Origin of the sequence: Marinobacter sp. MIT930201 (assembly GCF_047122665.1) — a bacterium.
GTDB classification, from domain to species: domain Bacteria; phylum Pseudomonadota; class Gammaproteobacteria; order Pseudomonadales; family Oleiphilaceae; genus Marinobacter; species Marinobacter salarius.
In genome coordinates this window covers 4,196,576-4,219,484 of record NZ_CP138916.1, presented here as the reverse complement: position 1 = coordinate 4,219,484, position 22,909 = coordinate 4,196,576, and the positions used below count along the sequence as shown (strand labels likewise).

At 57.7% G+C, this 22,909-nt stretch carries 18 protein-coding genes and 1 pseudogene; 8 read left to right on the top strand and 11 right to left on the bottom strand.

Going from position 1 to position 22,909, the window contains the following annotated elements:
• Positions 1-42: 42 nt before the first annotated feature.
• Genes dnaQ through SIC19_RS19150 form a run of 3 tightly spaced genes read right to left on the bottom strand, consistent with a single transcriptional unit; the run spans position 43 to position 2,057 of the window.
• Entirely contained in the window at positions 43-753 is a 711-nt protein-coding gene (gene dnaQ / locus SIC19_RS19160) for a DNA polymerase III subunit epsilon (RefSeq protein ID WP_036207494.1), read from the bottom strand.
• Between the two features lie 36 nt (positions 754-789).
• A complete protein-coding gene (gene rnhA / locus SIC19_RS19155; protein WP_091643897.1) occupies positions 790-1,236 on the bottom strand; it encodes a ribonuclease HI in 447 nt (148 codons plus the stop codon).
• Complete coding sequence (locus tag SIC19_RS19150; RefSeq protein ID WP_085680564.1) at positions 1,236-2,057, bottom strand: class I SAM-dependent methyltransferase; 822 nt, start codon at positions 2,055-2,057, stop codon at positions 1,236-1,238. The genes rnhA and SIC19_RS19150 overlap by 1 nt, the downstream gene beginning before the upstream one ends.
• Positions 2,058-2,150: 93 nt before the next feature.
• Here SIC19_RS19150 and gloB point away from each other — a divergent pair, with 93 nt between their 5' ends.
• The 7 genes from gloB (at position 2,151) to SIC19_RS19115 (ending at position 11,336) form a co-directional block, all read left to right on the top strand.
• Entirely contained in the window at positions 2,151-2,945 is a 795-nt protein-coding gene (gloB, locus tag SIC19_RS19145; RefSeq protein WP_091643895.1) for a hydroxyacylglutathione hydrolase, read from the top strand.
• A 187-nt stretch (positions 2,946-3,132) separates the two neighbouring features.
• On the top strand, positions 3,133-4,857 hold the full coding sequence (locus SIC19_RS19140; protein ID WP_126812554.1) for a LysM peptidoglycan-binding domain-containing protein: 1,725 nt from the start codon (positions 3,133-3,135) through the stop codon (positions 4,855-4,857).
• Positions 4,858-4,882: 25 nt separating this feature from the next.
• The gene (locus tag SIC19_RS19135; RefSeq protein ID WP_127401371.1) at positions 4,883-6,706 is read left to right on the top strand and encodes an extracellular solute-binding protein; all 1,824 of its coding nucleotides are present in this window, start codon (positions 4,883-4,885) and stop codon (positions 6,704-6,706) included.
• Between the two features lie 38 nt (positions 6,707-6,744).
• Complete coding sequence (locus SIC19_RS19130; protein WP_041333313.1) at positions 6,745-7,830, top strand: microcin C ABC transporter permease YejB; 1,086 nt, start codon at positions 6,745-6,747, stop codon at positions 7,828-7,830.
• Between the two features lie 5 nt (positions 7,831-7,835).
• The gene (locus tag SIC19_RS19125; RefSeq protein WP_206512174.1) at positions 7,836-8,855 is read left to right on the top strand and encodes an ABC transporter permease; all 1,020 of its coding nucleotides are present in this window, start codon (positions 7,836-7,838) and stop codon (positions 8,853-8,855) included.
• Position 8,856: 1 nt separating this feature from the next.
• Positions 8,857-10,446: an ABC transporter ATP-binding protein gene (locus SIC19_RS19120; RefSeq protein ID WP_127401373.1), complete on the top strand. Its 1,590-nt coding sequence runs from the start codon at positions 8,857-8,859 to the stop codon at positions 10,444-10,446.
• 104 nt (positions 10,447-10,550) lie between these two features.
• Positions 10,551-11,336 carry an enoyl-ACP reductase gene (locus tag SIC19_RS19115; RefSeq protein WP_036205512.1) on the top strand — a complete coding sequence of 262 codons (786 nt, stop codon included), beginning with the start codon at positions 10,551-10,553 and terminating at the stop codon, positions 11,334-11,336.
• Positions 11,337-11,382: 46 nt separating this feature from the next.
• Here the strand turns inward: SIC19_RS19115 and SIC19_RS19110 are convergent, their stop codons facing one another.
• Positions 11,383-11,793 (bottom strand): PilZ domain-containing protein, encoded by a 411-nt coding sequence (locus SIC19_RS19110; RefSeq protein WP_036205924.1) that lies wholly within the window; start codon positions 11,791-11,793, stop codon positions 11,383-11,385.
• A 29-nt stretch (positions 11,794-11,822) separates the two neighbouring features.
• Positions 11,823-13,646 carry a DUF1631 family protein gene (locus SIC19_RS19105; RefSeq protein ID WP_041333309.1) on the bottom strand — a complete coding sequence of 608 codons (1,824 nt, stop codon included), beginning with the start codon at positions 13,644-13,646 and terminating at the stop codon, positions 11,823-11,825.
• 124 nt (positions 13,647-13,770) lie between these two features.
• On the opposite strand from SIC19_RS19105, the gene SIC19_RS19100 reads away from it, so the two are divergent.
• A complete protein-coding gene (locus tag SIC19_RS19100; protein WP_036205509.1) occupies positions 13,771-14,844 on the top strand; it encodes a 3-deoxy-7-phosphoheptulonate synthase in 1,074 nt (357 codons plus the stop codon).
• Positions 14,845-14,846: 2 nt separating this feature from the next.
• Here SIC19_RS19100 and cobA read toward each other — a convergent pair.
• The 6 genes and pseudogenes from cobA to SIC19_RS19070 form a co-directional block, all read right to left on the bottom strand.
• Positions 14,847-15,668: pseudogene (gene cobA / locus SIC19_RS19095) on the bottom strand (uroporphyrinogen-III C-methyltransferase); the annotation flags it as partial.
• A 14-nt stretch (positions 15,669-15,682) separates the two neighbouring features.
• On the bottom strand, positions 15,683-16,957 hold the full coding sequence (gene serS / locus SIC19_RS19090) for a serine--tRNA ligase (RefSeq protein WP_041333307.1): 1,275 nt from the start codon (positions 16,955-16,957) through the stop codon (positions 15,683-15,685).
• 90 nt (positions 16,958-17,047) lie between these two features.
• Positions 17,048-18,391 carry a replication-associated recombination protein A gene (locus SIC19_RS19085; RefSeq protein ID WP_127401375.1) on the bottom strand — a complete coding sequence of 448 codons (1,344 nt, stop codon included), beginning with the start codon at positions 18,389-18,391 and terminating at the stop codon, positions 17,048-17,050.
• Entirely contained in the window at positions 18,391-19,047 is a 657-nt protein-coding gene (gene lolA, locus SIC19_RS19080) for an outer membrane lipoprotein chaperone LolA (protein ID WP_127401377.1), read from the bottom strand. The genes SIC19_RS19085 and lolA overlap by 1 nt, the downstream gene beginning before the upstream one ends.
• Before the next feature lie 12 nt (positions 19,048-19,059).
• Complete coding sequence (locus SIC19_RS19075; RefSeq protein ID WP_085680550.1) at positions 19,060-21,639, bottom strand: DNA translocase FtsK; 2,580 nt, start codon at positions 21,637-21,639, stop codon at positions 19,060-19,062.
• Positions 21,640-21,645: 6 nt separating this feature from the next.
• Complete coding sequence (locus SIC19_RS19070) at positions 21,646-22,887, bottom strand: O-succinylhomoserine sulfhydrylase (protein WP_036205500.1); 1,242 nt, start codon at positions 22,885-22,887, stop codon at positions 21,646-21,648.
• Positions 22,888-22,909 lie beyond the last annotated feature (22 nt).

Genomic DNA, 22,909 nt, shown 5'->3' with positions numbered 1-22,909 from the left:
ACACAGTTCGCACTGCCAAAAGAATATTCTGCTTAGCTCGGCTTATTCTTCAGCTGTAAGCTTATCCCATACAGTTGTACCGGCCTGCTTTGCCAGCAATGCCATGAATTCGTCGTGGGCGGAGCGCTCATCGTCACTGGCCCTGGGTACCGGCAACGGATTGCGATTATCCGCCAGGCGACGGATACCGCCCTCACCGCCAGCTTCGTCACCGCCAGCATCCAGGGAGAGTGCTGTCTGCCCGCCAGTCAGCAAAAGATAGACGTCAGCAAGGATTTCCGCATCCAGCAAAGCGCCGTGCAGCTCGCGATTACTGTTGTCGATCCCGTAACGCTTGCATAAGGCGTCCAGATTATTTTTTTGGCCGGGATGCTTCTTGCGGGCAATGGCAAGGGAGTCCACCACGCCGCAATGTTCAGTCGTCCTGCGAACAGGCTTCAGACGGGCGAATTCGGAATCCATGAATCCAATATCGAACGCCGCGTTGTGAATAACCAGCTCGGCCCCTTTTATGAACTCAAAGAACTCGTCGGCTATTTCGGCGAATTTTGGCTTGTCCGCCAGGAACTCGTTGGTGATGCCATGAACCGTTATGGCTTCCGCCTCCACTTCCCGCTCCGGGTTAATGTAGACGTGATAGTGCCGACCGGTAATCTGACGTTCCATCAACTCAACGCAGCCAATTTCGATAATCCGGTGACCTTCCGTCGGGTCGATACCGGTGGTTTCCGTATCCAGTACAATCTGTCTCATGGTTTTCCTATGGTTACCCCATTGGTTACGCCGTTGTTATCCGGCGTTCGCCAGTTCTTCCACACCGCGATTGGCCAGCTCGTCTGCCAGCTCGTTGTCAGGATTGCCCGAGTGCCCTTTCACCCAATGCCAATTGACCTTGTGGCGGGCCACCTCATTGTCCAGCTCCCGCCAGAGATCTTCATTCTTGACCGGCTTCTTTGCGGATGTTTTCCAACCGTTTCGCTTCCAGCCCGTCATCCATTCGGTGATGCCCTTACGGACATATTGGGAATCGGTATAAAGTTCCACGTCGCAGGCGCGCCTGAGCGCTTTCAAACCCTGTATCGCAGCCATCAACTCCATGCGATTATTGGTGGTATTCGCTTCACCACCGTGCAACATCTTGTTGGCATCGCCGTACCTCAGAACAACGCCCCAGCCTCCTGGCCCAGGGTTGCCCTTGCAGGCGCCATCGGTATAGAGAACAACCTTACCGGCCATCAATACTCCTCGACATGCTTGTGTTTCAGTATGGCGCACCGACCGTTTTCGGGGCGCGCCGGGTAGTCACGGGAAGCTCCCACTGCGCCCCGTCCTGGCAAGGCAATGACTTTCTGCCCCTGCCAGGCTGGTCTCCGTTGTAACCTGGAGTAAACGCGTTTTTTGGCAAGGATACAGTAATAAGCCCCCACCGGCAGGAAACGGTTGCCGCACACCCTTTCCATCAGGCCCCTGCGCTCTGCGAGTGCCGCCCGCTGAAGCGGAACCTGGAAAAACGAGGAGCCCGAGGACTCCACAGAAAAGTCCAGTAGCCGGAGCCAGTCCTCCATGCGTCCCTTCATCAGAAAACGACCACCCCAGGGGCCTTCATGGTGCCTGGAAACCAGTTTCCTCACGCCCCAAAGGCTAAACGGGTTAAACCCGATCAGCACCATCATGCCCTCCCCCCTAAGCACCCTGGAGGCCTCTCGCAAAGCCTGGTGGGGATGCGGCGAAAAATCCGCCGTGTGGTGGAGAATCACCAGGTCCATGGAGTCACCGGGAAAGGGCAACTCATCGGCATCGCAGACCGCCACACCGTCGGGAATGGAAGACTGCCAGTTCGGCGTCGTCAGAACACGTTGGGCAAAATCCGTCCCACTGGCCAGTGGCAGGCGATGACTGACGGCAACCTGCAACTGTCTCGCACCGGAGAGGGCGCGAACATGGCGCTCAACGCAGGCGCGCTGGTCAGCCAGCAGTGAACGGCCCAGGGGCGTCTGGAACCAGCTCTCGAAGCTGTCATGTCGGGCGGGATAGTCAACGTCACCTGTTGGGCTCATTGCTGCGTTCCCCTGGTTCGTTTCTCCGGTGTTGGGGCACCGGGATTAATACTCTATGATAACAGTCACACTCGTATCGCACATGTGGAGCCTATGCTGACCATTAACGCTATTCCAGCCTTCAATGACAACTACATCTGGTGCCTGTCCAACAGTGAGGACCGTAAGGCATTGATCGTGGACCCCGGGCAGGCGGAGCCGGTCATCGAGTTCCTGGCAGACAACGGACTGGAACTGGACACCATCCTGGTGACCCACCACCACCCTGACCATGTTGGCGGCGTGAGCAAACTCGCCGGAACAGTATCCGACTGCAGAATCATCGGCCCGGCGAATTCTCCCTTCAAGGGCGCCACCAGTGAGGTGCACCCCGGGGATGACGTGGTCTGGCAACAGCTCACATTCAGTGTCCTTGGTGTTCCCGGGCACACTCTCGACCACATTGCCTATTATACCGATGTTCATGTCAACGACCGTCCGGTCCTGTTTTGTGGCGATACCCTGTTTGTGTGCGGTTGTGGACGCCTGTTTGAAGGGTCTCCAGAGCAAATGAAACGCTCGCTGGAAAGCCTTAGGGGCCTGCCAGACGACACAGCCGTGTATTGCGCCCACGAATACACACTAGCCAACCTTAAATTCGCCCGTCATTGGCTACCTGATGACGAGCCGCTCAGGGATTTCGAAGCCCGCTGCCAGAAACGTCGCGAAGATGGCATGCCCACCGTTCCATCCATCCTTGGTGAGGAAAAGCAACTTAACCCTTTCCTGCGCTGGGACGACAAGGCGGTCATCGAAGCTGCGCACCAATACGCTCAGAAAGCGGGCCTGGCCGTCGAATCGGACAACGACGTGTTCGCAGCCACAAGGCACGGCAAAGACACATTCTAAAGGACACGTCCTAAAGGATACGCTCAGAGGCGGGTAACAATTTCTATCAATGACGTAACGCGAGTCTTGTTGACCCCCCGAAAAGCCTTCCAATAGAATCCGTGAAACTTTTGTGTCATAACTCATTAAATATGCCGGGTTTTCATACAGTTCACCCCGGCGTCGACCAGCCACCGGAAGTAGTCATATGACGGTCTCGCGATTTTCCACCCTGTTTCTCCTTGGCGCACTTGCCAGTGGCTGCAGCGCTCTTGATCCTTTCTCAGAGTCTCCATCAAGTGACGTACTGGCCTCAGAAAAACTGACCGTGGCCGCCGGTGACGATGAGCTTAAAGAAGCGATTGAGTCCTCGCCTGGTGACGAATCAACCGGCCGCGCGTCCCGGACGGAGCTCGACGACGCCATCGACCCAACGCTCAAGAAAACTGCGGAAGACGCCAGGGAAAAGCTCGACGATCCTGACCAGAAGATCGCGGAAGAAAATGACGCCACACCGGACCTGTGGCACCGCCTGCGGGCAGGCTTCGCGCTGGATCACGATGCCAGCGAGCCCAGGGTCCAGGCGCAACTGAACTGGTACAAAAAGCACCCGCGCTACATTGATCGAGTCGTCGATCGTGGCAGCCGCTACCTGCACTATATTGTATCCGAAGCCGAGAAACGCGGGCTGCCCACGGAACTGGCCCTACTGCCCGTGGTGGAGAGTGCCTTCGATCCGTTTGCGTACTCCCACGGCCGTGCTGCCGGCCTGTGGCAATTCATTCCTTCCACGGGCAAGTATTTTGGCCTGACCCAAAGCTGGTGGCATGACGATCGCCGCGACATCATTGCTGCCACCGACGCGGCGCTGACGTACCTTGACCGACTGGCAACGCGATTTGACGGCGACTACATGCTGGCACTTGCGGCTTATAACAGTGGTGGGGGCACGGTTTCCAGCGCTATGCGCCGCAACCGCAAGCGCAATCAGCCAACGGATTACTGGTCCCTCGACCTGCCTCGGGAGACTCGCCATTACGTCCCAAAACTGATCGCCCTGGCGAAGATCTTTGATAATCCACAGGCCCACGGCATCGAACTGCCCCCGCTGGACGACGAGCCCTACTTTGAAGTCGTCGACACCGGTTCGCAGCTTGATCTGGCCCAGGCAGCGGAACTGGCCGGTGTCGATATCGACGAAATTTACCTGCTCAACCCCTCGTACAATCGCTGGGCTACGTCACCGGATGGTCCCCACCGTCTGCTAGTTCCCCGCGACCAAGCTGAAACCTTCGCTACGGCCCTCAAGGGCATGGATCCGGCGAAGCGCGTTTCCTGGCGGAACTACAAGGTGGAATCCGGCGACACCCTGAGCACCATTGCCAAACGCTACTCCACCACACCCTCGGTGATACAGCAGGTCAACAACCTCGACAGTCACATCATTCGCATCGGCCAACGGCTGATGATTCCCTCTGCTGCCGAACAGGCGGGCACCTATTCCCTGAGCGCCAGTGAACGACTCGCCAGAAAGCAGGAACGGAGCGGCAAGAACGCCAACGGCACCCGGGTTGACTACAAGGTTCGCTCCGGGGACACCTTCTGGGATATTGCCCGCGAGCATCGGGTGTCCGTCCGCCAGCTGGCGTCTTGGAATGGCATGGCACCTGGTGATCCACTGATGCCCGGCAAGAAACTCGTCATCTGGTCCAAGTCGAAACAACCCGCCATGCTGGCCAGCACCAATCGTGGCAAAGGCATGGTACGCAAGGTGGGCTATCAGGTCCGCAAAGGGGATTCCCTGTCGACCATCGCCAGCCGGTTTGCGGTTAATGTGAGAGACATCGCAAGCTGGAACGACCTCAACACCTCACGTTATCTTCAGCCCGGGCAAAGTCTGGTACTCTATGTCGACATAAGAAACAGCCCCTGAGTCTGAACCGAAACGTGCGAGATCTATGACAAGAACACGGAAAGCCTCATCCCTCATCAGTGTTTTGACCGTTACCGCCATGGTTCTCCTTCCATGGCAATCAGCTTCAGCCGAGCCGGACGCACGTCACGGCATCGCCATGCACGGCGCCCCCCAATACGACGAAGGCTTCCCACACTTTGACTACGTTAACCCCGGGGCGCCCAAGGGCGGCGTGCTTCGAATGGCCGTGGTGGCCAATGGATTCGACACCTTTAACCCTTTCGTTATTCGCGGTGTAGCCGCGGCGGGCATTAACACATACCTATACGATACGCTGATGGAACCGTCGGCGGACGAACCCTTTTCCGCGTATGGCCTGATTGCCGAGTCTATTGAAACCCCGGAAGACCGCAGTTACGTTACCTTTCATCTGCGTGATGAAGCCCGGTTCCAGGATGGTAACCCCATTACCGCGAAGGACGTGAAGTTTTCGTTCGATGTTCTGACCACCAAAGGCCATCCTTTCTATCGCAACTATTATGCAGACGTGTCCGAGGTAATCATCGAAGATGAGCGGACTATCCGCTTCGAGTTTGGTGACACCAACAACCGTGAACTGCCACTGATTCTTGGCCAACTGCCCGTTCTTCCAAGTCATTACTGGAAAGATCGTGAATTTGGCGACAACGGTCTGACACCGCCCGTTGGTAGCGGTCCGTATCGCATTGGCGACTTCGAGGCGGGCCGCTCCATCACCTTCAAACGGGTGGAGGATTACTGGGCCAGGAACATCGGAGTGCGAAAAGGGCGGTATAACTTCAATGAAATTCACTATGACTACTACAAGGATGACACCGTCGCCCTGGAGTCCTTCCGTGCCGGTAATTTCGATTTTCGGGTAGAGTCCTCGGCCAAGAACTGGGCCACCGCCTACACCGGTAACCAGTTTGACTCCGGCAAGGTTAAAACTGAAGCCGTAGAACATGGCCGCCCTGCCGGCATGCAGGCGTTCGCGATGAACACCCGCCGCCAGGTATTCAGCGACCCTCGTGTACGGGAAGCGCTGGCTTACGCGTTTGACTTTGAATGGGCCAACAAAAATCTTTTCTTCGGGCAATACACCCGTACCTCAAGCTACTTCGAGAACAGCGAGCTGGCGTCATCAGGACTGCCCGAAGGCCGCGAACTGGAGATCCTTGAGCCTTACCGCGATCAATTGCCCGACGATGTATTCAATGAAGAGTATCAACCCCCTTCGACGGCGGGTAAAGGTGGGCTTCGCGATAACTTCCGTACCGCCCTGACGTTGTTACGGGAGGCCGGCTATGAGGTCAGGGATGGCACCATGGTGAACCGGGAAACCGGTAATCCCCTGGCCTTCGAGATCCTGATCTTTCAGAAAACCTTTGAAAGGGTGGTGCTGCCCTTCAAGAACAACCTCGAAAGACTCGGCATTGATGTGTCCGTACGCCTGGTGGATACCAACCAGTACATCCAGCGCCTTCGTGAGTTCGACTACGACATGACCGTCCAGGGCATCGGCCAGTCCGACTCTCCTGGCAATGAGCAGCGGGAGTACTGGCATTCCTCCAATGTCGATGTGAAGGGCTCGCGCAACTATATGGGGGTGGATAGCCCGGTGGTGGATGAATTGGTCAACCTGGTCATCCAGGCGCCTACCCGGGAGGAGCTTGTTCATCGTACGCGGGCGCTGGACCGTGTGCTGCTGCATGGACACTACGTGATTCCAAACTGGTACCTGGCCAAGGATCGGATCGCCTACTGGTCGTTCCTTCAACGGCCGGAGACGGTTCCCAAAAACGGTGTGGACATCAACAACTGGTGGGTAAAAAGCACTGACCAATGACGCAGATCTCTGATACAACTTTGACGGAGTTCCGCTGAATGGGCAGTTATATCCTCAGGCGCCTTGCGCTGATAATCCCCACCCTCCTCGGGATCATGCTGCTCAATTTCGTCATTGTTCAGGCCGCCCCTGGCGGTCCCGTTGAGCAGTTGATTGCGGAAACCGAGGGGCACGGTGGTAGCGCCCTTTCCCGGGCCAGCGGCGGTGGTGCCGGCGGCGAGGTTACCTCCTCAAGTGGCGACAGCCGCGGCTCCCGTGGCCTGCCGGAAGAGCTGCTCAAAGAAATAGAGGTTATGTACGGCTTCGACAAGCCGGCCCACGAGCGATTCCTGAAGATGCTCGGGGATTACGCCACCTTTGATTTTGGCGAGTCCTTTTTTAGGGACCGTTCGGTGATCGAACTGATTCTGGACAAGATGCCGGTGTCCATCTCCCTGGGGTTGTGGTCCACCCTGATCATCTACCTGATCTCGATCCCCCTCGGCATCCGCAAGGCGGTCACCGACGGATCGCGATTCGACGTCTGGAGCAGTTCTGCCATCGTGGTGGGTTACGCCATACCAGGCTTCCTGTTTGCGATACTGTTGATCGTCCTGTTCGCAGGGGGCAGTTATCTGGACTGGTTTCCGCTGCGGGGGCTGACGTCGTCCAATTTCGATGAACTTACCTGGTACCAGAAAATCGGAGATTACTTCTGGCACCTCGCATTGCCTGTAACGGCCAATGTCATCGGTGGCTTTGCCACCCTCACCCTGCTGACCAAGAACTCTTTCCTCGATGAGATCAGCAAGCAGTATGTGGTGACCGCCAGGGCCAAGGGTCTGGAAGAGAAACAGGTGCTTTACGGGCATGTGTTCCGCAACGCCATGCTGATCGTCATTGCCAGCCTTCCCGGCGTGCTTGTGTCGCTATTCTTCACAGGCTCATTGCTGATTGAAGTGATCTTCTCCCTGGATGGCCTCGGATTACTGGGCTTTGAGGCAGCGTTGAACCGGGATTATCCGGTGATATTCGGCACCCTCTATATCTTCACGCTGATGGGATTGGTACTGAAGTTGATCAGCGATATCACTTACGTTCTGGTGGATCCCCGCATCGATTTCGAAAGCCGGGAGGGATCGTAGGTATGGTGACGCTCTCTCCCATCCAGCAACGGCGACTGCGCAACTTCCGCAACAACCGTCGTGGTTTCTGGTCCCTGTGGGTATTTCTGGCCCTCTTTGGGCTCTCACTCATCGCCGAGGTGATTGCGAATGACGTGCCACTGGTCGCCTACTACAAAGGGGATGTTTACTTTCCGATCGTGGAAAGTGTACCCGAGGAGACGTTCGGCGGGTTTCTGCCCACCGAAGCCGACTACCGCGATTCGTTTATCGCCGATGAAATCGAGGCAAATGGCTGGATGATCTGGCCTCCCATTCGTTTTAGCTACAACACCACGAACTATAACCTTGAGGTACCATCTCCGGCCCCACCCAGCGCTGAAAACTGGATCGGCACCGATGACCAGGGCCGGGATGTGGCTGCGCGGGTGATTTACGGGTTCCGCATTTCCGTCCTGTTCGGGCTTGTGCTGACCATTCTCAGCTGCATCGTGGGCGTGGTTGTGGGTGCTATCCAGGGCTACTACGGTGGTAAGGTTGATCTGCTGGGGCAGCGGTTTATCGAAGTCTGGTCAGGGCTTCCGGTGCTCTACCTGCTGATTATTCTGTCCAGCATCGTGCAACCTAATTTCTGGTGGCTGCTGGGCATCATGCTGTTGTTCAGTTGGATGGGTCTGGTGGATGTGGTTCGCGCGGAATTCCTGCGCGCCCGCAATTTCGAATACGTTAAGGCCGCGAGAGCCCTGGGTCTGGGCAACCGCAAGATCATGTTCCGCCATATCCTGCCCAACGCGATGGTGGCCACCCTCACCTTTCTACCGTTCATCCTGACCGGTGCCATAACCGGCCTGACGTCACTGGACTTCCTGGGATTTGGCCTACCATCCGGGTCACCCTCACTGGGTGAGCTGATCGCCCAGGGTAAATCCAACCTCCATGCCCCGTGGCTGGGTATATCGGCGTTTGTGTCCCTGTCCATCATGTTGACGCTGCTGGTGTTTGTCGGTGAAGCCGTCCGTGATGCCTTCGATCCGAGAAAAAACTGATATGTCGCAACTGCTGGAAATCCGGGATCTGTCCATACGTTTTGACGACACCATTCAGGCCGTGGATCGATTGTCGCTGAGTATCGACAATGGTGAAACCGTCGCCCTGGTGGGAGAAAGCGGCTCCGGGAAATCCGTATCCGCCCTGTCCATCCTCCAACTGCTCGACGAACGCCACGCCAGTTATCCCTCAGGTGCCATCCTGTTCCAGGGAGAGGACATGCTGAAGGCCAGCCAGAAACGCCTTCGACAGATCCGCGGACGTCACGTCAGCATGATTTTCCAGGAGCCAATGACCTCGCTCAATCCATTGCACACGGTGGAAAAGCAGATCAGCGAAACCCTGGCACTGCACAAGGGGATGCGTGGCCCACAGGCTCGTGCCCGTTGCGTGGAACTATTGGATTTGGTCGGCATCCCCTCGCCTGAAGAGCGCCTGACGAGCTACCCTCATCAGCTCTCCGGCGGCCAGAAGCAGCGCGTAATGATTGCCATGGCCCTCGCCAACGAGCCGGACCTGCTGATCGCAGACGAGCCGACAACAGCACTCGACGTCACTGTCCAGAAGCAGGTACTGGAATTGTTAAAAGACCTGCAACAAAAGCTGGGCATGGCGATCTTGCTGATCACCCACGACTTGTCCATCGTGCGGCGCTATGCAGACCATGTCGTGGTGATGGAGCAGGGACAACTGATCGAGGAAGCGCCGACAGCGCAGCTGTTTGAAGAGCCACAGCATGCTTATACCCGTCGCTTGCTGGACGCGGAACCACCGGCCTCGCCGTCGGGCGCCGTGGTCGACAACAAGTCGCTGCTGGACGTGAACAACCTAGATGTGCGCTTCGTCACCCGCAAAAGCCTGTTTGGTCGGCCTCAATCGTGGTTTCAGGCGGTCGATGACGTCAGTTTCTCGCTCAACGAAGGCGAAACCCTGGGTATCGTTGGTGAAAGCGGAAGTGGCAAGACCACGATCGGCCACGCCCTGCTGAAGCTCACTTCCAGTCGCGGCAGTATTCGGCTCAGCGGCGAAGAACTCGGTCCGCTCGACCAGAAGCAGTTCCGGCCATGGCGCAGCCGTATTCAGATTGTGTTCCAAGACCCATTCGGTAGCCTCAGCCCGCGGATGTCAGTCGCCGAGATCGTGCGTGAAGGCCTGGAAATACACGTACCGGCAACACCCGAAGAGCAGGACCGAAGGGTCATACAGGCGCTCACCGACGTCGGGCTCGACCCACAGGCCCGTCACCGCTACCCCCATGAATTCTCCGGCGGTCAGCGCCAACGCATTGCCATCGCCCGGGCGCTGGTGCTGCAGCCGGAACTCATCATTCTGGACGAGCCCACCTCTGCCCTGGACAGGACGGTGCAAAAACAGGTGATTAACCTGCTGCGGGATCTCCAGGACAAATATGGTCTAAGCTATGTGTTTATCAGCCACGATCTGGCCGTGGTCCGGGCACTGAGCCACAAATTGCTGGTACTGAAGAGTGGTCGGGTCGTGGAATACGGCGATGCCGCCGGGATATTCAATACACCAAAGCACGATTACACCCGTGAACTGCTTGGGGCGGCCCTGTTCTACAGCCAATAAAGCGCAATGACAGGCCACGCCCGATTACTACGACCAATTGAGCGTTACCCGCACCGCTGCGGTTCATGGATAATGCCTTAAACTGAAACACAGGGAGAATCGTTATGGGATTACTCAGTGGCAAAAAAGCACTGATTGTCGGCGTTGCAAGCAAACACTCGATCGCTTATGGCATCGCCGAAGCCTTTGCCAAACAAGGCGCCGAGCTGGCATTCACTTACCAGAATGAAAAGCTCAAATCCCGGGTAGAGAAATTCGCCGAAGGCTGGGGCAGTTCGCTGATTTTCCCGTGCGATGTTGCCAGCGATGACGAAATAGAAGCTGTGTTCACCGAACTGGGCAAGCACTGGGACGACATCGACATTATTGTCCACTCTGTCGGTTACGCCCCGGCCAACGAGCTGGATGGCAACTATGTGGACGTCACCACGCGGGAAGGCTTCCGCATCGCCCACGACATCAGCTCCTACAGCTTTGTTGCCCTGGCCCAGGCCGGTCGCAAGATGATGCATGAAAACAGCTCCCTGCTGACCCTCAGCTACCTGGGTGCCGAGAAAGTACTGCAGAACTACAACGTCATGGGACTGGCCAAGGCTTCCCTTGAGGCGAACGTTCGCTATATGGCCGGCAGCCTGGGGCGTGATGGCATCCGGGTCAACGCCATCTCGGCAGGGCCAATCAAGACCCTGGCGGCCTCTGGCATCAAGAGCTTCCGCCGTATGCTGGCCGAGAATGCCAGGCGGGCACCGTTACGCCGCAACGTGACGACCGACGAAGTGGGTAACGCGGCTGCCTTCATGTGTTCTGACATGGCCAGCGGCATTACTGGTGAAATCATGTACGTTGATGCCGGCTTCAACATTACCGGCATGGGCGAGTTGGAAGACTGAAGCTCCCGGTTTTCCCGGCAGGGCTTTCGGGCCTTGCCGGGGCGACTTAACCCTCAGACATCGCCTTTGCGACAGCTTCCACCCACTCCAGATAGGACGTGTCATCCGACTCCAGTATCTGAAGTCCCACCAGCCAACTGGTTTCAGTGCTTGCACGACACCAGACAACCTCCACCATCAGACCAAACGGCTTATTGTCATCCTCCAGACTGACCCAGGCAGGTAAGAGCGCACCCTGGGTTACCGGTTCTGCGGTCGTCAACCGGATACCACGGGCAGAGACATCGCTGGTGCGTGATACCAGAGACCGTCCGGACTGATCCCCCTCGACATCCGGAATCGGTGATTCCAGCTCCAGGGTCACACTTGCGCTCGCAGCCAGCCGGTACTCGGAACGGTTATCCCCAGATTCCGGAGCATCCTCATAGTCGCCAAAACTGTAATCGATATCGCTCATGATCATCTATCCGATAGTGTTTTATCCGGTCAGTTTCGACCGACCCTGATACGGCCAACCACCCGCGACAGAGCGTCATCAAACTCTGCAGAGCTACCAAGTACGCGTACCCGGCCCATCACCACGTGATCCACGAGTTCATCCACCAGGAATTCGCGGCGATTCAGCCCCAGTCGGTCCACAAAAACCAACTTCCGGGAGGCATTGATCCGTACGGCCAGCTTCAGGCGAACGGCATCCTTGCCCTCACTGCTACTTTCCTCGACGATCCAACCGCCCAGTTTGATGCCTTCCACCAACTCCCTCGCAGCGGTCTCCCGCTCCTGCAACAGGCGTTGCTGCTCGGCTTCTTCATCAGCGATACGTCGATCTTCTGCCGCTTTCTTCTGCCTTGCGAGTTCAGCCTGCCTGGCGGCTTCCTCCTGTTGGCGCAATTGTTCCGCTTCCGCCTTTTCCCGACGCAAGGTTTCTGCCCGGGCTCTCGCCTCCCTGGCGGCTTCTTCCCGTTGCAACGTCTGGCGTTCAAGCACCACAGATAGCGAGGTAATGGTTTCCGCCAACACCTGACCGAAGGGAGTCAATGGTGGTAATAATCTCAGGGTGCCGCTATCGAGAGCCGTGGAGAACCTTGGCCAGGGCATTAGTCCCAGTTTGACCCCGGCACCATTGGTCCAGAGCACTTCACAGGTATCCGGTAGCAGAGCAAAGAAATACCGACGTCGCTCCGCGGCGCCCTCACCTTCCACAAACCATTTTCCCAACAACGGCTCAACCTCGGCCTCGGGCGGTGCGGAAAACGACAACCAGGAAGGATCCCAGGAGAATCGGTCGCCTTCCGGCAACGCGGAAACCAGCTCGGGCGTTTCGCCCCTCAGACGAGCCACCATAACCGACTGGATTCCTTGCAGGGCCGAGTCATCCAGGGGCTTACCGTTGACGCGGTTCCAGACGTCGCTGATCCGGTCACCAATTTGCTCCCCCACCGTATAGAGGCGGTTCCTGTCCTTGTCGGAAAGCGCCGGATCACCAATCCAGACAAGCCATTCCAACAGTTTGCTGGCATGCCGCCAGTTGTCGCCCTCGGTGCCTTCCTGCCAGACAATCTGCTTGATCAGGGCAAACCAGTGATCAAAGATAAACCGAACCACGGCTTGCGGCAGCTGACGATTCTGGAGGGCCCGGCCCACCAATGCCCTAGCCGTCTGTTCCGACTTTCTTTGACGGGCGGCGCCCTGCTCGGTTTCCAGCAACCGCTGACGTAAACGCTCATTCTGCTGTTCGCGCTTTCCCGCATCCTCTTCCCACTGACGGCAGAATTCGATAACCGGCCCGACGTCCCCGGAATCGAAACAGCCGGACACCGCTATGGTCAGTGAATCCAACTGATCCAGGAGGGCCCTCCCTGAGCGCCCGCCGGAACCACTCCAGCCCCTGCAGTCCTGCAGGCTGTCAAGCCAGTGCACGATGGTATCGTTCAGCGCTCCAGCTCCCTCAAGGTTCATTCGCCAGGCGAGAAAGAACCGAAGGCGGGCAATTCGCAGGGCCAGTTCGGGATGGAGGCCGCTGGTCTTGAGAAACACATCCATGATTCGGTCCGCCACATAGGCGGAATTGATCTGCCTGACCGACCAGGTCAAGGATACCGAGCGGATAACGCGGGTCACGGGCTCATCCCGCTGCTCCGTCCAGCAGGACAGCAACAATGGGCGCCAGTCGCTGGCTGCGTCTGCAGCAACCTTTCCCGCGGGATAGGGAAGATCGGGTACACGAATGCCTGAAAGCACGTCCCCAATCCTCTTTACCACCTGTTTCCGGGACAGTACTTTGCGCTTTTTCTGCGTGCTCTGCTGCATCCGTTCCCCGCGCGTCAGAAGCGTTGAAAAGGTTCATCAAATAACGCAGTATAACCAACTCGCCGGGGTTTACCGCAACTAAGCGCCGGCCAGTCATGTTTTATGCGACGGGGATAACAACAGAATGTCGGGCACCAAACTAGAGAATCTGAATGTGGCGAGTCAGGAACCTTTGATTACCCCTGAAGCGCTCAAGCAGGAGATGCCGCTTTCCGGCAAGGCCGCGGAAACCGTGGAAAAAGGCCGCCAGGCCATCTATGACATCATGGACGGCAAGGACCATCGCCTGTTTGTGGTGGTGGGCCCCTGCTCCATTCATGATGTCGAAGCTGCCCGGGAATACGCCGCCAGGCTGAAGAAGCTGGCAGAAGAAGTCAGCGATACCCTGCTGATCGTCATGCGGGTGTATTTCGAGAAGCCTCGCACCACCGTTGGCTGGAAAGGGTTGATTAACGACCCCCACCTCAACGACACCTTCGACATTGAACAGGGCCTGCACATCGGCCGTCGTCTGCTCCTGGATATCTCCGAGTTGGGACTGCCCACGGCGACAGAAGCACTGGATCCTATCTCCCCGCAATACCTGCAGGATACAATCTCCTGGTCCGCTATTGGCGCGCGCACCACAGAATCTCAGACTCACCGGGAAATGAGCAGTGGCCTGTCCATGGCCATTGGCTTCAAGAACGGTACCGATGGCAGCCTGGACGTTGCGGTTAATGCCATGAAGTCGGTCTCCCACCCTCACAGCTTCCTGGGCATTGACCAGCAAGGCAAGGTCGCGGTCATCCGTACCCGGGGCAACAACTACGGTCACGTGGTTCTGCGTGGCGGCGGTGGCAAACCCAACTATGACTCAGTCAACGTTGCCCTGTGTGAGCAGGCACTGGAGAAATCCAAACTCCGTCAGTCGATCATGGTTGACTGCAGCCACGCCAATTCCAGTAAGGACCCGGCCATACAGCCTCTGGTATTGCAGGACATCACCCATCAGATCGTTGAGGGCAACCAGTCCATCCAGGGTTTGATGGTGGAAAGCAACCTGAATTGGGGCAATCAGTCGATTCCTGAAAACCTGGCCGATCTTAAATACGGTGTGTCCGTGACGGACGCCTGTATTGACTGGGAGACCACTGAAAAAGCCCTGCGTGACATGCGGGAGAAACTGAAGGACGTTCTGCCGAAGCGTCGGGGCTGATTTCAGCCCCCGATCCAGTCGAGCCTGCTTCTCAAGGTCACCACGTTGCCGATGATGACCAATGTGGGGGCAGGCACCGCATTCCTCTCCACCCTTTCCACGATGTTTGTCAGGTCCCCGGTCACAACCTGCTGATGGGGCGTTGTCCCTCTTGAAACGAGCGCCACCGGCATCTCCGGAGACATACCGTGGGCAACCAGTTGCTGGCAGATAATCGGTAGCCCGACCAGGCCCATGTAGAACACCAGGGTCTGGTTGTTCTGGACGAAATCCTTCCAAGGCAGGTCGCAGGTGTCATTCTTCAGGTGGCCGGTGACAAACCGAACTGACTGGGCGTGGTCCCGGTGCGTAAGCGGAATGCCGGCGTAGGCGGCGCAACCGGAAGCAGCGGTAATGCCGGGCACCACCTGGAAGCGCACACCGGCCGCCGCGAGGGTTTCAATCTCCTCGCCGCCACGGCCAAAAATAAAGGGATCACCACCCTTGAGCCGCACCACTTTGCGTCCCTTGCGGGCGAGTTCCACCAGGCGGCTGTTGATCTGATCCTGGGGCAAGGTGTGGTTAGCACGCTGCTTGCCCACATGAATACGCTCGGCGGATTCAGGAATAAGTGACAGGATTTCCGGCGACACCAGGCGGTCGTACAACACCACTTCCGCTGACTGGATCAGGCGCCACGCCTTCAATGTCAGTAACTCCGGATCACCGGGGCCGGCACCCACGAGTGCAACCTCCCCTTCGGAGCTATTCGGATTTTCCGTTACCGGATTCTTGTGGTACCGAACTGGTGCAGGCTTTGCACCAACGCCCTTCCATGGTGCATCGTCGAGTCTGTCACTCATTGTATTCTGTCTACGCCTCCCATATACGGTTTCAGGACCTCGGGAACCAGGATGCTGCCGTCTTCCTGTTGATAATTCTCCATCACCGCAATCAGTGCGCGGCCAACGGCAAGCCCGGATCCGTTCAAGGTATGAACGGGCTCCGGCTTATTGGTTTCCGGGTTACGCCAGCGTGCATGCATGCGCCGTGCCTGAAAATCCCTGGCGTTGGAACAGGAAGATATTTCGCGATATTTGTCCTGGCCCGGTAACCAGACTTCGATGTCATAAGTACGGGCGGCCGCAAACCCCATGTCGCCGCCACAGAGGTCAACCAACCGGTACGGTAGTTCGAGGAGCTGCAGTACCTTTTCGGCGTGCCCGGTCAGCGCCTCGAGCGCCGCTTCGGAGTCCTCCGGGCGAACGACCTGCACCAGCTCCACCTTATCAAACTGGTGCTGGCGGATCATACCGCGGGTATCACGGCCGTAAGAGCCGGCTTCACTACGGAAACAGGGAGTGTGGCAGACCAGCTTCAGGGGCAGTTCTGCTGCATCAAGAATGGTGTTGCTAACCAGGTTGGTGGCCGGAACCTCCGCCGTGGGAATCAGATAAAGAGGCTTCTCCCCGTCCATGCGGAAAAGGTCTTCCTCAAATTTGGGAAGCTGGCCCGTCCCAAAGAGCGTGTCTGCGTTGACCAGGTACGGCACGTAGGCTTCCGTATACGCATGCTCGTCTGTGTGGAGGTTGATCATGAACTGGGCAAGCGCCCGATGCAGGCGGGCAACCGGGCCGCGCATCACAGCAAAACGGGAATGAGCCAGACGAGTGGCGGTCTCGAAGTCCAGGCCACCAAGCGCTTCGCCCAGGGCAACGTGGTCCTTTGGTTCAAAATCAAAGTGTTTGGGAGTGCCCCAGCGACGCACCTCAACGTTATCGTCTTCGCTTTCTCCGGCCGGCACGGTGTCGTCGGGCAGGTTCGGTATGCTGGCGAGGAAGTCGTTCAATTCTTCCTGTAACACCCGTAACTCGTCTTCCGCTTCTGACTTCTGTTTCTTCAGGTCTTCCACTTCGTCCAGTAGTGGCTGGATGTCTTCACCGGCCGCCTTGGCCTTGCCAATGGATTTGGACCGGCGGTTCTGCTCGCCCTGCAGAGTTTCCGTTTTCACCTGGATCGCGCGACGGCGCTCCTCGAGCTGATCGAATGTGGCTTTGTCAAAGGTGTACCCCTTGATAGCAAGGCGACGGGCGATCTCTTCAGTCTGGGTGCGGACACGTTTGGGATCGAGCATGATTATCCTGTTTCTGTTGTTCACGATTGACTGGGCATTATACCTGCGCGGCCGGCTATGACCACAGCGGGCGAAAGCGGCTGGCGGATTTCAGCGTTGCGGGTAACGTTTGCGGTCGCTGTTGCGGTTCCAGTCGTCGAGCCGGTCACGCTTTTCAGCGAGTTTGATTTCCAGGCCCCGATGGACAGGCTCATAGTAACGGCGCTGGTGAATGGCCTCGGGGAGATAGGATTCTCCGGCGGCGAATGCTTCCGGCTCGTCATGGGCATAACGGTATTCGTCACCATGACCCATGGACTTCAACAGTTTGGTGGGGGCGTTGCGCAGGTGAACGGGCACCTCATAGTCCGGGTCATTGCGGATATCGGCCATACACTGGTTAAAGGCGGAATAGACCGCGTTACTCTTGGGCGAAAGGGCAAGATAGGTAACTGCCTGAGCGAGCGCCAGTTCGCCCTCGGGGGAACCCAGTCGCTCCTGGGCCTCCCAGGCGTCCATGGCAATCTGCAGCGCCCTCGGGTCGGCGTTGCCTATGTCCTCGCTGGCAATTCGCGCCAGACGCCGGGCCACATACAACGGATCACAACCGCCATCCAGCATGCGACATAGCCAGTACAGGGAGCCATCGGGGTCGGAGCCCCGCACGGACTTGTGAAGTGCCGATATCTGGTCGTAGAAGACATCGCCGCCTTTATCGAACCGCCTCAGGCTGGTTTGCAGCACCTGCTCCAGATGATCGGAGGTAATTCTGGCGGCGCCGTCTTCATCAGGCTCGGCAAGATCCGTTGCCACTTCCAGAATGTTCAGCGCACGCCTGCCATCGCCGCCCGATGCGGTTGCCATCAGCTCCAGGACGCTCTTTTCCACGGTGAAACGCCCTGCCAGCCCCTCTGGTGAGGACAGTGACCGCTCAAGCAGTTCCAGAATGTCGGTTTCTTCAAGGTTCTTCAGCACGTAGACACGGGTACGGGAGAGCAACGCACTGTTCAGTTCAAAGGAAGGATTCTCGGTGGTGGCACCGACAAAGATGAAGGTACCGTCTTCAATATGGGGAAGAAACGCGTCCTGCTGGCTTTTATTGAAACGGTGAACTTCATCGACAAACAGCAGGGTGTCGCGCCCTTCGCTGCGCTTGCGGTTTTTCGCCCGCTCCACGATGAGGCGGATATCCTTTACACCGCTGAGAACGGCCGAAACGGTCTCAAAGCTGAGGTCACTGAGATTGGCCAGCAGGCGGGCGAAGGTGGTCTTACCGACACCCGGAGGCCCCCACAGGATCATGGAGTGGAGCTGTCCCTGCTCAACCGCCCTGCGGAGCGGCTTGCCCTCGCCCACCAGGTGTGCCTGGCCGACGTATTCATCAAGGCTCGCCGGGCGCATTCGCGCAGCCAGCGGGCGGAAACCCTGCTGTTCCGCGAACAGGCTATCCTGCATCAGGCCCCGTCCCGGATCACATCCACGCTGTCAGGGTAATTCAGGGTAAACGCTTTGTCCTCCACCGGCGCGTTGAGGCGAATGTCCTCGAAACTGAGAACGCTGAGCTGCGCCAGTGAATCCCGCATGCGCATTTCCTGCAGCTCACCGTTATAGAAGGTCAGCCTCAGGGAGACGAACAGGGAATCCTCGCTTCGCGGCTCCAGGGTGAACTCACGGGTATTCTCCCCAGGAGAGCGGGAGGACACGCGATAGGTCTCATTGAGGTTATCAACCTCACCACTCAAAAGAAGCGCTGGTGTTGTCTGTACACGCTCGTCCAGGCTGTGGATGGTGACCTGTTCCAGGTCCGGATCGTAGACTTCCACGGTTTCACCATTACTGACGACGAACTGTGAATGGGGTTTCCGGGTTTCCCAGTAGAACAACCCAGGACGTTTGGCCTTCAGGGAGCCACGGCTCTCCTGAACGCGATTGCCGTTTTCGTTAACCACGATCTGAATAAAATCAGACTGGAAGGATTCGTAATTCTTGAGCAGCGCAGACAGATCCGCTGCGGCCTTTGCACTGGTATCTTCCGCCATGGCCGGCGTGACCGCCGATATCAGGGCCGAAAACGCGGTGACCAACCAAAGGGCTTTTGCTGAAACTCTCATGAATCGCTACTCCTAATCTCTCGGTGGCGGTGGTGCCAGAACTTCCCGGGCGCCATTGTGCCCGGCTGCGCTGACCACACCGGATGCTTCCATGGCGTCGACCAGGTTCGCGGCCCGGTTATAGCCGATCTTGAATTTACGCTGTACGGATGAAATTGACACCCGCCTGCCTTCAGTAACAAAGGCTACTGCCTCGTCGAACAGAGCATCCCCCTCACTGTCACCGCCGCCTTCACTCAGGTTAGGCACGCCAGGCAGGTTCTCGCCTTCGGCCCCGTTCAGTACATCGTCCACATAAACGGGCTCTCCACGAGCCTTCCAGGCACTGACAACCCGGTGGACTTCGTCATCGTCTACGAAGGCACCATGCACCCGTACCGGCAGTCCAGAGCCCGGGGGCAGGTAGAGCATGTCACCATGCCCCAACAACTGCTCCGCCCCACCCTGGTCCAGTACCGTGCGGGAATCGATCTTGGACGATACCTGGAAGGACATCCGCGTCGGAATGTTGGCCTTGATCAGGCCCGTGATAACGTCCACAGACGGCCGTTGCGTAGCCAAAATCAGATGAATGCCGGCGGCACGGGCTTTCTGGGCGATCCGCGCAATGAGCTCCTCGACCTTCTTGCCAACGATCATCATCATGTCGGCAAATTCGTCGATGACCACCACGATGAACGGAAGGGTTTCCAGTTCCGGGCGTTCCTGCTCGTCATCCGCCAGGTACTCATCCGGCTTCCACGTTGGGTCCAGCAGTGGCTCACCCGCGGCGGCTGCATCCTTAACCTTGCGGTTGTAGCCGGCCAGGTTGCGTACACCCAGGCTCGCCAACAGCCGATACCGGCGCTCCATTTCCGCTACACACCAACGCAGCGCGTTGGCCGCGTCTTTCATATCGGTGACCACCGGCGCCAACAGATGCGGAATACCATCATAGATGCTCAATTCAAGCATCTTGGGGTCGACCATGATGAAACGAACTTCTTCGGGAGTGGCTTTCAACAGCATGCTCAGTATCATGGCGTTGACGCCCACCGACTTGCCGGAACCGGTTGTGCCGGCCACCAGCAGGTGCGGCATCTTCGCCAGATTGGCCACCATCGGGTTACCGCCGATGTCGTTACCCAACGCCAGGGTCAAGGCAGACGATGAGTCCTGGAACACCCGGGCGTTCAACACCTCACTGAGCCGGACCATTTCCCGCTCTTCGTTCGGTATCTCGATACCCACCACGGACTTGCCCGGAATCACCTCAACCACGCGAACACTGAGGACCGCCAGGGAACGGGCAAGATCCTTCGCCAGGTTGGAAATCTTGCTGACCTTGACGCCTGGCGCGGGTTTAATCTCAAACCGGGTAATAACCGGCCCGGGGTTAACCTCGACCACTTCCACGGAAACGCCGAAATCCGCGAGCTTTTCTTCCAGCAACCGCGACATGTGTTGAAGCGACTCCTCGGAATAGCCCCTTTCCTTGTGCTCCTCCGGTGGGTCCAGCAGGGTTATGGGCGGAATGGTGCTTTCAATATCTTCCAGCAACGACGCCTGTTTGCTCTTGGCGCCATTGGTGCTGCCGGCGGACTGATCATCCCGCTTGAACGGGGATATCTTCAGGGATTTCCCGGGCGGCTTGGAATTCCCCTTTGGCGACGGTTTGGCCACCGGTGTCGTGTCATCCTGGGAGCTGAAGCTTTCCAGCCGAGCGGGTTCGGCATCATCAACTGGCAGTACGCCTTCCAGGCCCGGTTCTTTTCGCTCTGGGCGTGATGCAGGTGCCTTGACCTTTTCAGCACGCGGACCCAGGCCCAACAGGCGCCGCCACCAGGAGTTGCCTGCCGCCGGGGTTTTCTGGGTTGCCACCCTGTCCCGCACCGTGGGCGGCTCCGCTGGTTTCTTCGCGGGTTCGGGTGCAGCCGGGGCTTTTGCTGCCGGTTTGGGCTTTTCCTTGTCGGAAGAGGAGAAAAGGTTTTTGATGGCATTACCGATACGGAGCGTCAGATTGCCAACCTGATCCATCAGCCAGAACCAGGACATCCCCGTACTGACCGTCAGTGCAAACAGGAAAATCGCAATGAGCAGCAGCGTCGTGGCCGGCAGGTTAAAGAAGCGCACCATGGCCTCAGACACCGCGGAGCCCAGCACACCGCCCGACGTTACCCCAAGACCGAACACAGAATAGAGCGACAGTAGGCTTGTCGCCGACAGCAAGATCAACAGGAAACCGCCAAAACGTAGCAGAAACAGCGGCATGTGCATGTCGATAGGATCGTTCCGGCGGCGAATCAACATCAACGCATAGCCGGCGATCATTACGGGAAACAGAAAGGCGACATGGCCGAAAAAGTCACGTAGTAGACTGGCCAACCAGGCGCCCGTTCGGCCTGCGTAATTCTGCACACTGGTGTCGTGGCCAATGCTGGCCCAACCAGGATCCGAAGGGCTGAAGGTAACCAGCGCCATTCCCAGATAAATGCACAGTGCGATCAGGGCGATCACCGCTCCTTCCCTGGCCCCCTGGGCCAGGAAGCGACGGAACCGCTCCTGTTTTTCGGTCAACTCACCGGATTTTTTCGCTTTTACGCTCTCAGCCATGAATGCTCAGACAGTTCCCTGACGGTAATTTTCAAGAGCCTCAAACCCGCGTTGCAGATCGGTTTTGAGGTCCTCAACAGCTTCGATACCCACCGAGATCCGTACCAGATTTTCGGTAATACCCGCCTGAACCTTGTCTTCCGGAGACAGGCGACCGTGCGTGGTTGTGGCCGGATGGGTAATCGTGGTTTTGACGTCACCAAGATTGGCGGTAATGGAGATCATTCGCGTCGCATCGATGAACGCCCAGGCCTCTTCCCGACCACCTTTCACGGTAAAGGAAAGGACTCCACCAAACCCGCTTTGCTGACGCTTCGCCAATTCATGCTGTGGATGATCGGGCAAACCGGCATAGAATACATGATCCACCGCGCCCTGCCCTTCAAGCCATGTCGCCAACTCTAACGCATTGTCACAATGGGCGCGCATACGGATTGGTAAGGTTTCCAGACCCTTGAGGAAAACCCACGCGTTGAACGGGCTCAGGGTGGGACCGGCAGAACGAAGGAAGCCGTAGACCTCCTCCATCAGTGTGTTGGGACCAATAACGACACCACCGACACATCGGCCCTGGCCATCCAGATACTTGGTGGCAGAGTGAATGATAACATCGGCGCCATGCTCAAATGGGCGCTGCAGCACGGGTGTACAGAAACAGTTGTCCACGACGAACAAGGCGTCATTCGCCCGGGCCAACCCGGACAGTGCCTCCATGTCGGCGACTTCGCACAACGGGTTCGTTGGCGTTTCGATGAACAGCATCCGGGTTTCAGGGCGCACCGCAGCCTGCCATTGCGACATATCCGTCAGGCCCACAAAGGTGGTGTCCACACCGAACTTCGCCAGGTACTTCTGAAAAAGCACATTGGTGGTGCCAAACACGCCCCGCGAGCAAATCACGTGATCACCCGCTTTCAGCAGCGCCATGCAGGTCGCCAGGATGGCCGCCATGCCGGACGACGTCGCTACAGCACGCTCTCCGCCTTCCATCGCCGCAATACGGGATTCAAACGCCTGTACCGTGGGATTGGTAAAACGGGAATAGATATTGCCCGGCTCCTCACCACCAAACCGGGCCGCTGCCTGTGCGGCACTGCCATAAACGAAGCTCGACGTTGGGAAAATTGCGTCGCTATGCTCCAGTTGGCCGGTGCGAATCTGACCGGCACGGACCGCGAGAGTGTCCACCGACATGCCCTCAAGATCCGACTCGGGGATCAGAACATGTTCTTCGCGGCGATAGGTCATGACAAACTCCTGTTTATGGCCA

Bases quoted from the DNA above. Each gene is read 5' to 3' on its own strand.
- SIC19_RS19075 (WP_085680550.1), bottom strand. From the start codon at position 21,639: ATGGCTGAGAGCGTAAAAGCGAAAAAATCCGGTGAGTTGACCGAAAAA.
- serS (WP_041333307.1), bottom strand. From the start codon at position 16,957: ATGCTCGATCCCAAACGTGTCCGCACCCAGACTGAAGAGATCGCCCGT.
- lolA (WP_127401377.1), bottom strand. From the start codon at position 19,047: ATGAGAGTTTCAGCAAAAGCCCTTTGGTTGGTCACCGCGTTTTCGGCC.
- SIC19_RS19140 (WP_126812554.1), top strand. From the start codon at position 3,133: ATGACGGTCTCGCGATTTTCCACCCTGTTTCTCCTTGGCGCACTTGCC.
- SIC19_RS19130 (WP_041333313.1), top strand. From the start codon at position 6,745: ATGGGCAGTTATATCCTCAGGCGCCTTGCGCTGATAATCCCCACCCTC.
- SIC19_RS19100 (WP_036205509.1), top strand. From the start codon at position 13,771: ATGTCGGGCACCAAACTAGAGAATCTGAATGTGGCGAGTCAGGAACCT.
- SIC19_RS19070 (WP_036205500.1), bottom strand. From the start codon at position 22,887: ATGACCTATCGCCGCGAAGAACATGTTCTGATCCCCGAGTCGGATCTT.
- dnaQ (WP_036207494.1), bottom strand. From the start codon at position 753: ATGAGACAGATTGTACTGGATACGGAAACCACCGGTATCGACCCGACG.
- SIC19_RS19110 (WP_036205924.1), bottom strand. From the start codon at position 11,793: ATGAGCGATATCGATTACAGTTTTGGCGACTATGAGGATGCTCCGGAA.
- SIC19_RS19135 (WP_127401371.1), top strand. From the start codon at position 4,883: ATGACAAGAACACGGAAAGCCTCATCCCTCATCAGTGTTTTGACCGTT.
- SIC19_RS19150 (WP_085680564.1), bottom strand. From the start codon at position 2,057: ATGAGCCCAACAGGTGACGTTGACTATCCCGCCCGACATGACAGCTTC.
- SIC19_RS19105 (WP_041333309.1), bottom strand. From the start codon at position 13,646: ATGCAGCAGAGCACGCAGAAAAAGCGCAAAGTACTGTCCCGGAAACAG.
- SIC19_RS19115 (WP_036205512.1), top strand. From the start codon at position 10,551: ATGGGATTACTCAGTGGCAAAAAAGCACTGATTGTCGGCGTTGCAAGC.
- rnhA (WP_091643897.1), bottom strand. From the start codon at position 1,236: ATGGCCGGTAAGGTTGTTCTCTATACCGATGGCGCCTGCAAGGGCAAC.
- gloB (WP_091643895.1), top strand. From the start codon at position 2,151: ATGCTGACCATTAACGCTATTCCAGCCTTCAATGACAACTACATCTGG.
- SIC19_RS19085 (WP_127401375.1), bottom strand. From the start codon at position 18,391: ATGCAGGATAGCCTGTTCGCGGAACAGCAGGGTTTCCGCCCGCTGGCT.
- SIC19_RS19120 (WP_127401373.1), top strand. From the start codon at position 8,857: ATGTCGCAACTGCTGGAAATCCGGGATCTGTCCATACGTTTTGACGAC.